This window comes from Geodermatophilus sp. SYSU D01119 (assembly GCF_054049975.1).
Genome location: NZ_JBJGYL010000027.1, coordinates 69,478 through 75,842 on the forward strand (window position 1 = coordinate 69,478; position 6,365 = coordinate 75,842).

At 78.1% G+C, this 6,365-nt stretch carries 6 protein-coding genes; 4 read left to right on the plus strand and 2 right to left on the minus strand.

All coding sequences use genetic code 11. From position 1 onward, the window contains the following. Window positions 1-51: 51 nt before the first annotated feature. Window positions 52-1,356 carry an HRDC domain-containing protein gene (locus ACI79X_RS18890; RefSeq protein ID WP_457026957.1) on the minus strand — a complete coding sequence of 435 codons (1,305 nt, stop codon included), beginning with the start codon at window positions 1,354-1,356 and terminating at the stop codon, window positions 52-54. A 65-nt stretch (window positions 1,357-1,421) separates the two neighbouring features. After that, window positions 1,422-2,054, minus strand: coding sequence for a DUF3000 domain-containing protein (locus tag ACI79X_RS18895; RefSeq protein WP_457026958.1), 633 nt, complete (start codon window positions 2,052-2,054; stop codon window positions 1,422-1,424). An 84-nt stretch (window positions 2,055-2,138) separates the two neighbouring features. Between ACI79X_RS18895 and hemE the strand changes: the two genes are divergently transcribed. Genes hemE through hemQ form a run of 4 tightly spaced genes read left to right on the plus strand, consistent with a single transcriptional unit; the run spans window position 2,139 to window position 6,324 of the window. Then, complete coding sequence (gene hemE, locus ACI79X_RS18900) at window positions 2,139-3,194, plus strand: uroporphyrinogen decarboxylase (protein ID WP_457026959.1); 1,056 nt, start codon at window positions 2,139-2,141, stop codon at window positions 3,192-3,194. Then, entirely contained in the window at window positions 3,191-4,561 is a 1,371-nt protein-coding gene (hemG, locus tag ACI79X_RS18905; protein WP_457026960.1) for a protoporphyrinogen oxidase, read from the plus strand. Before hemE ends, hemG begins: the two co-directional genes overlap by 4 nt. A gap of 43 nt (window positions 4,562-4,604) precedes the next feature. Then, window positions 4,605-5,558, plus strand: coding sequence for a hypothetical protein (locus tag ACI79X_RS18910; protein WP_457026961.1), 954 nt, complete (start codon window positions 4,605-4,607; stop codon window positions 5,556-5,558). A gap of 49 nt (window positions 5,559-5,607) precedes the next feature. Then, window positions 5,608-6,324, plus strand: a complete 717-nt coding sequence (hemQ, locus tag ACI79X_RS18915; protein WP_457026962.1) for a hydrogen peroxide-dependent heme synthase — start codon at window positions 5,608-5,610, stop codon at window positions 6,322-6,324. Window positions 6,325-6,365 lie beyond the last annotated feature (41 nt).

The window sequence follows — 6,365 nt, forward strand, 5'->3', positions numbered from 1 at the left end:
CACGACAGAGGGGCGGTCCCGGGGTCTCCCGGGGCCGCCCCTCCGTCGTCGTCAGGCGCGGGCGAGCGCGTCGGTGAGCAGGCCGGTCGTGAGCTCGACCTGCCACTCGCGCGCCCCGCCGGCGCGCAGCGCGGCGGCGACCGACGCGGCGTCACGCGGCTCGGGCGGGGTCCACATGAGCCGGCGCACCAGGTCGGGGGAGAGCAGGTTCTCCACCGGGACCGCGTGCTTCTCGCCCAGCTCGGCGAGCCCCGCGCGGGCGGCCTGCAGCCGGGTGGCGGCGGCCGGGTCCCGGTCGGCCCAGCGGTTCACCGGGGGCGGGCCGTCGCCGGGGCGGCTGTGCAGCGGCAGGTCGGACTCCGGCAGCGCCCGGCCGCGGGCCAGCGCGCCGAACCAGGTGCCCACCAGCCGCCGGTTCGCCCGGCCGCGGAACACCGGCAGCTCCAGCAGCGCCGACTCCGACGGCGGGTCGGCCTGCACCGCCGACACCATCGCGGAGTCCGGCAGCACCCGGCCGGGGGCGACGTCGCGCCTGCGGGCCAGGTCGTCGCGGGCCTCCCACAGCGCCCGGAGCATCCCCAGCTGGCGGCGGTTGCGCAGGCCGTGCACGCCGGAGGTGCGCCGCCACGGCTCCTGCCGCGGCGGCGGGGGCCCGGCCGCGAGGACGGCGGCGAACTCCTGCCGCGCCCACTCGGTCTTGCCCTGCTCCTCGAGCAGCGCGGCCAGCGCGTCGCGCAGGTCGACGAGCACCTCGACGTCGAGGGCGGCGTAGACCAGCCACTCCTCGGGCAGCGGGCGGGTGCTCCAGTCGGCGGCCGAGTGGCCCTTCACCAGCGAGTACCCGAGCAGCGACTCGACGACGGCGGCGAGGCCCACGCGGGGCAGCCCGGCCAGGCGCGCGGCCAGCTCGGTGTCGAAGATGCGCCCGGGCACCAGGCCGATCTCGGCCAGGCACGGCAGGTCCTGGCTGGCGGCGTGCAGCACCCACTCCTCGCCGGCGATCGCGTCCTGCAGCACGGCGAGGTCGGGCAGCGTCAGCGGGACGGGGTCGACGAGGCCCGTGCCCGCGCCGGCGCGGCGCAGCTGCACGAGGTAGGCGCGCTGGCCGTAGCGGTAGCCCGAGGCGCGCTCGGCGTCGACGGCCACCGGGCCGGACCCGGCGCGCAGCGCGTCGGCGTACCCGGAGACGGCCGCGGCGGTGTCCAGGACCGGCGGCAGGCCGTCGCGCGGCGCCAGCAGGGGGACGGGCGCGGGCCCGTCAGCGGTGTCCTCGGTACCGGCCTCGGCAGCGGGGTCGGGCAGGGGCTCGGTGCTCAGTTGCCGTCCACCTTCTCGTCCGTACGTCCGCCGCAGCACGTGTGCCCGGCGGATCGGACCGGCCGGCGCGGACCCGGGGAGTCCGGAACTCCCCGCCCCCGATCCTAGTTGCCGTCCCCGACCGTGCCGGAGGGGCCCAGCAGGGAGACGCCCGGCGGCGGCAGCCCGGCCGCGTTGCCGAGGACCTCGAGCCACGCGTCGAGGTGGCGGTCGAGGGCGGTGTCGCCGGCGGTCCAGGACGCCCGCAGCTCGACGTCGACGGTGTGCTCGGGGCCGGCCAGGTCGCCGAAGCGGGTGGAGGCCGTGCGGGTGACCGTGCCGCCGAGGGTGTGCGCGGCCGCGCCGGAGGAGGCCAGCGCCTCGGTGAGCCAGCTCCAGGCCACCTCGGAGAACATCGCGTCGTCGACCATGTGCTCGTCGGTGGAGGCCGACAGGTAGCCGACGCAGCGGGTGGTGCCGTTCCAGGACTCGTGGCCCGCGGGGTCGTGCAGCACGATGAACCGCGCGACGGCGAGCTCCACCTCGTCGTCGCCGTCGCCCTCGGTGATCCGCGCGCCCAGCGCGTGGGCGTACGGCGCGAGCCGCTGCGGCGCGGGGATCTGCTCGACGACGATCTCCGGGCGCACCCGCAGCGCGGCGAGCGCGGCGACGCCCGCGGCGAACTCGGCCGGCGGGGGCTCGACGGGCCCGCGCGCGCCCGTGACCTCGCGGGTCCCGGCCGTGCTGCGTGGCTCCACGCTGGCAGGGTAGGTGTCGCGGGCCCGGTCTGTCTCCGACGCGCCGCACGTCCGGCCCCGGGCGGTCTGGGAGGATCGACCGTCGTGACCACCGCAGAGGCCCGCACGACGTCCCCCGCCGACTCGGACCTGGTCCGGGCCGCGCGCGGCCTGCCGGTCGAGCGGACCCCGGTCTGGTTCATGCGGCAGGCGGGCCGGTCGCTGCCGGAGTACCGCGCGCTGCGCGCCGGCACGGCGATGCTCGAGGCCTGCCAGGACCCCGACCTGGTCACCGAGATCACCCTGCAGCCGGTCCGCCGGCACGGCGTGGACGCCGCGATCCTGTTCTCCGACATCGTGCTGCCGCTGGTGGTCGCCGGCGTCGACATCGAGATCAAGCCCGGCGTCGGCCCGGTGGTGGCCAGCCCGGTGCGCACGGTGGCCGACGTCGACGCGCTCCCCGGCCTCGAGCCCGACCGGCTGGACTTCCTCGCGACGGCGGTGCGCCGCCTGGTCGCCGAGCTCGGGCCCACGCCGCTCATCGGCTTCGCCGGGGCGCCCTTCACGCTGGCCACCTACCTGATCGAGGGCGGCCCGTCGAAGGAGCACGCCCGCACCAAGGCGTTCATGTACGCCGAGCCGGAGGCCTGGCAGCGGCTGCTCGACCGGCTCGCCGTCTCCGCGGCCACCTTCCTGCGGGTGCAGGTCGACAACGGCGCCTCCGCGGTGCAGCTGTTCGACTCCTGGGCCGGGGTGCTCTCGGCCGCCGACTACGCCGAGCGCGTGCTGCCGCACTCCCGCGCGGTGTTCGACGGGCTCGGCGACCGCGACGTCCCGCGCGTGCACTTCGGCGTCGGCACCGGCGAGCTGCTGGCGCTGATCGGCGACGCCGGGGCCGACGTCGTCGGCGTCGACTGGCGGGTGCCGCTGGACGAGGCGGCCCGCCGCGTCGGGCCGCAGCGCTCGCTGCAGGGCAACCTCGACCCGGCCGTGCTGCTGGCCGACCGGGGGACCGTCGACCGCGAGGTGCGCCGGGTGGTCGAGCAGGGCCGGGCCGCCCGCGGGCACGTGTTCAACCTCGGCCACGGCGTGCTGCCCGACACCGACCCCGGGGTGCTCACCCACGTCGTCGAGCTGGTGCACGAGCTCTCGGCCCGATGACCCGCCGCCTGGTCGTCGTCGGCGCCGGGATCACCGGGCTGACCGCCGCCTTCGCCTGGTCGCGGCAGCGGCCCGGTGACGAGGTGGTCGTGGTCGAGGCCGGCGGGCGGATCGGCGGCAAGCTCGACCGGGTCGAGCTGGCGGGCACCTGGTACGACACCGGGCCCGAGGCGGTGCTGGCCCGCGTCCCCGAGGCCGTCGAGCTCGTGACGGAACTCGGGCTGGGGGACCGGCTGGTGGCGCCGTCGACCACGCAGGCCTCGATCGTGCTGCCCGACGGCCGGCACCCGCTGCCCCCGGGCACCGTGCAGGGCGTGCCGACGTCGGCCGACGGGCTGGCCGGGGTGCTCACCGACGACGGCGTCGCGCGGGTGCGCGCGGAGGCGGACCTGCCCCCGCTGCGCCTGGAGGGCGACGTCCCGGTCGGGGCGCTGCTGCGCGCTCGGCTCGGCGACGAGGTGGTCGACCGGCTGGTCGAGCCGCTGCTCGGCGGGGTCTACGCCGGCCGGCCCGACGACCTGTCGCTGGCCGCCACCATGCCCGCGCTGGCCGCGCAGCTGGCGCACGCCGACTCGGTGCTCGCCGCCGCCGTCGCCGCCCGGGACGCCGGCGCGCGCAGCCGCGGCGACGTCGACGGGCCGGTGTTCGTCACCGTCGCCGACGGGATCGGCGCGCTGCCGGGCGCGCTGGCCGCCGCCTCGGGCGCGCGGGTGCGGCTGCGCACGCCCGCGCACGCCATCCGCCGCGCGGGCGGGGGGTTGGAGGTCGCCGTCGGCCCGGTGGCCGCGCCGGAGGTGCTCGAGGCCGACGCCGTGCTGGTCGCCGCCCCCGCCGGGAAGTCGGCGCGGCTGCTCGGCGGCCTCGCGCCGGACGCCGTCGAGCCGCTGCGCGGGATCCCGTACGCGTCGATGGCCGTCGTCGCGATGGCGTTCCCCGGGCAGGAGGTCGCCGCCGGGTCGGGGCTGCTCGTGCCGCCGGTGACCGGCCGGCTGGTCAAGGGCGTCACCGTGTCGTCGTCGAAGTGGCCGCACCTGTCCGGCGACGGGCTGCTGCGGGTGCGCGCGTCGGTCGGCCGCTACGGCGACGAGGCCCAGCTGCAGCGCGACGACGACGACCTGACCGCCGCCGTGGTGGCCGACGTCGCCGACCTGCTCGACCTCGAGCGCCGCGAGCCGGTGGAGGCCCACCTCGTGCGTTGGGGCGGCGGGCTGCCGCAGTACCTCGTCGGCCACCCGCAGCGGGTGGTGGCGATCCGTGACGCCGTGGCCGCGGTGCCGGGCCTCGCGGTGGCCGGGGCCGCCTACGACGGCGTCGGCGTGCCGGCCTGCATCCGCGGCGCCCGCCGCGCGGTGGAGGCGCTGCTCTAGGTCCCGGTTGGCGCGGGCGCGGGGATCCCCGCAGGGTGGAGGCGTGATCAGCAGCCTCGCCCGCGGGCTGGTGGCCGGGGCAGCCGGCACCACCGTGCTCAACGCCGTCACGTACGCCGACGTGCTGTGGCGGGGGCGGGCGCCCAGCGAGACGCCCGAGCGCGTCGTCGACGCCCTCGCCGGGCGGCTGTCCGGCGGCGTCCCCGGGCAGGGCGCGGTGCGGGCGCACCGCCGCACCGCGCTCGGGGCGCTCAGCGGCATCGGCACCGGGCTCGGCGTCGGCGTGCTCGCCAGCGTGCTCCGCGCGGCCGGCGTCCGGTTCTCCGGGCCGACCGGCGCGGTGGTCGCGGGTGCCGCGGCGATGGCGGCCACCGACGGCCCGGTCGCCGCCCTCGGGATCAGCGACCCGCGCACGTGGAGCACCGCCGACTGGGTGGCCGACGCCGTGCCGCACCTCGCCTACGGCGCGGCCGTGCAGGGCGTGCTGTCCTCGGTGCCGGTCGCCCGGGAGCAGCGGGACCGGCGCACCCCGGCGCCGCCCGGGCTGGTGCTGCGCTCGGCCGTCCTCGGGGTGGCCACCGGCGGCCGCAGCTCCCTGGCGCTGGCCGCGCCGGTGCTCAGCGACCCGGGGTCCCGGCGCGGCACCCGCCTCGGCGCGCTGGCCGCCGTCGCCGGGGAGCTCGTGGGTGACAAGCTGCCGGCCACCCCCGCGCGCACCAGCCCGCAGTCCCTGCCGGTACGCCTGCTCGGCGGGGCCGGCGCCGCGGGCCGCCTCGCCGGCAGGGAGGGCGCCAACGCCGCCGCCCCGGTGACGGCGGGCCTGCTCGGCGCGCTGGCCGGGTCCGTCGGCGGGCTGGCCTGGCGGCGCTGGGCCGCGGAGCGGGTGCCCGATTGGCAGGCGGCGCTGGCCGAGGACGCCGTCGCGATCACCCTCGCCGCGCTGGCCGCCCGGCCGGGCCGGGGCAGGCGCCCCAAGCTGAGCGTCGTCCCGTCCTGAGACCGGGATCCCACGGCACCGCACCCCGGCGCAGCGGGACAATGGGCGCATGAGCGAGCAGACGGAGACCAAGAGCGTCGGCAAGCGGGCCAACGAGCTCAACGCCCTGATCCGCTACACGATGTGGTCGGTGTTCCGGCTGGCCCGCCCGTTCGGCGACGAGGCCCGCGCGGCCGCCGCCGACGAGGTCTCCGGGCTGTTCGAGGAGCTGGCCGGCAAGGGCGTCGTCGTCCGAGGCACCTACGACGTCGCGGGCCTGCGCGCCGACGCCGACCTGATGATCTGGTGGCACGCCGAGACGCCCGAGGCGCTGCAGGAGGCCTACACCCGGTTCCGCCGCACGGCGCTCGGCCGCCGCCTGGAGCCGGTGTGGTCGCAGATGGCGCTGCACCGGCCGGCGGAGTTCAACCGCAGCCACATCCCGGCGTTCCTCGCCGACGAGGAGCCGCGCCGCTACGTCTGCGTCTACCCCTTCGTGCGGTCCTACGAGTGGTACCTGCTGCCCGACGAGGAGCGGCGGGACATGCTCAAGGAGCACGGCATGCAGGCCCGGCCCTACCCCGACGTGCGGGCCAACACGGTGGCCTCGTTCGGTCTCGGCGACTACGAGTGGATGCTCGCCTTCGAGGCCGACGAGCTGCACCGCATCGTCGACCTGATGCGCGACCTGCGGGCCAGTCGCGCCCGCCGGCACGTGCGCGAGGAGGTGCCCTTCTACACGGGCACCCGCAAGGCGGTCGCCGAGCTCGTCGCCGACCTGGCCTGACCGCGTCGCGGCACGATCAGGCCGCCTGATCGTGCCGCGTC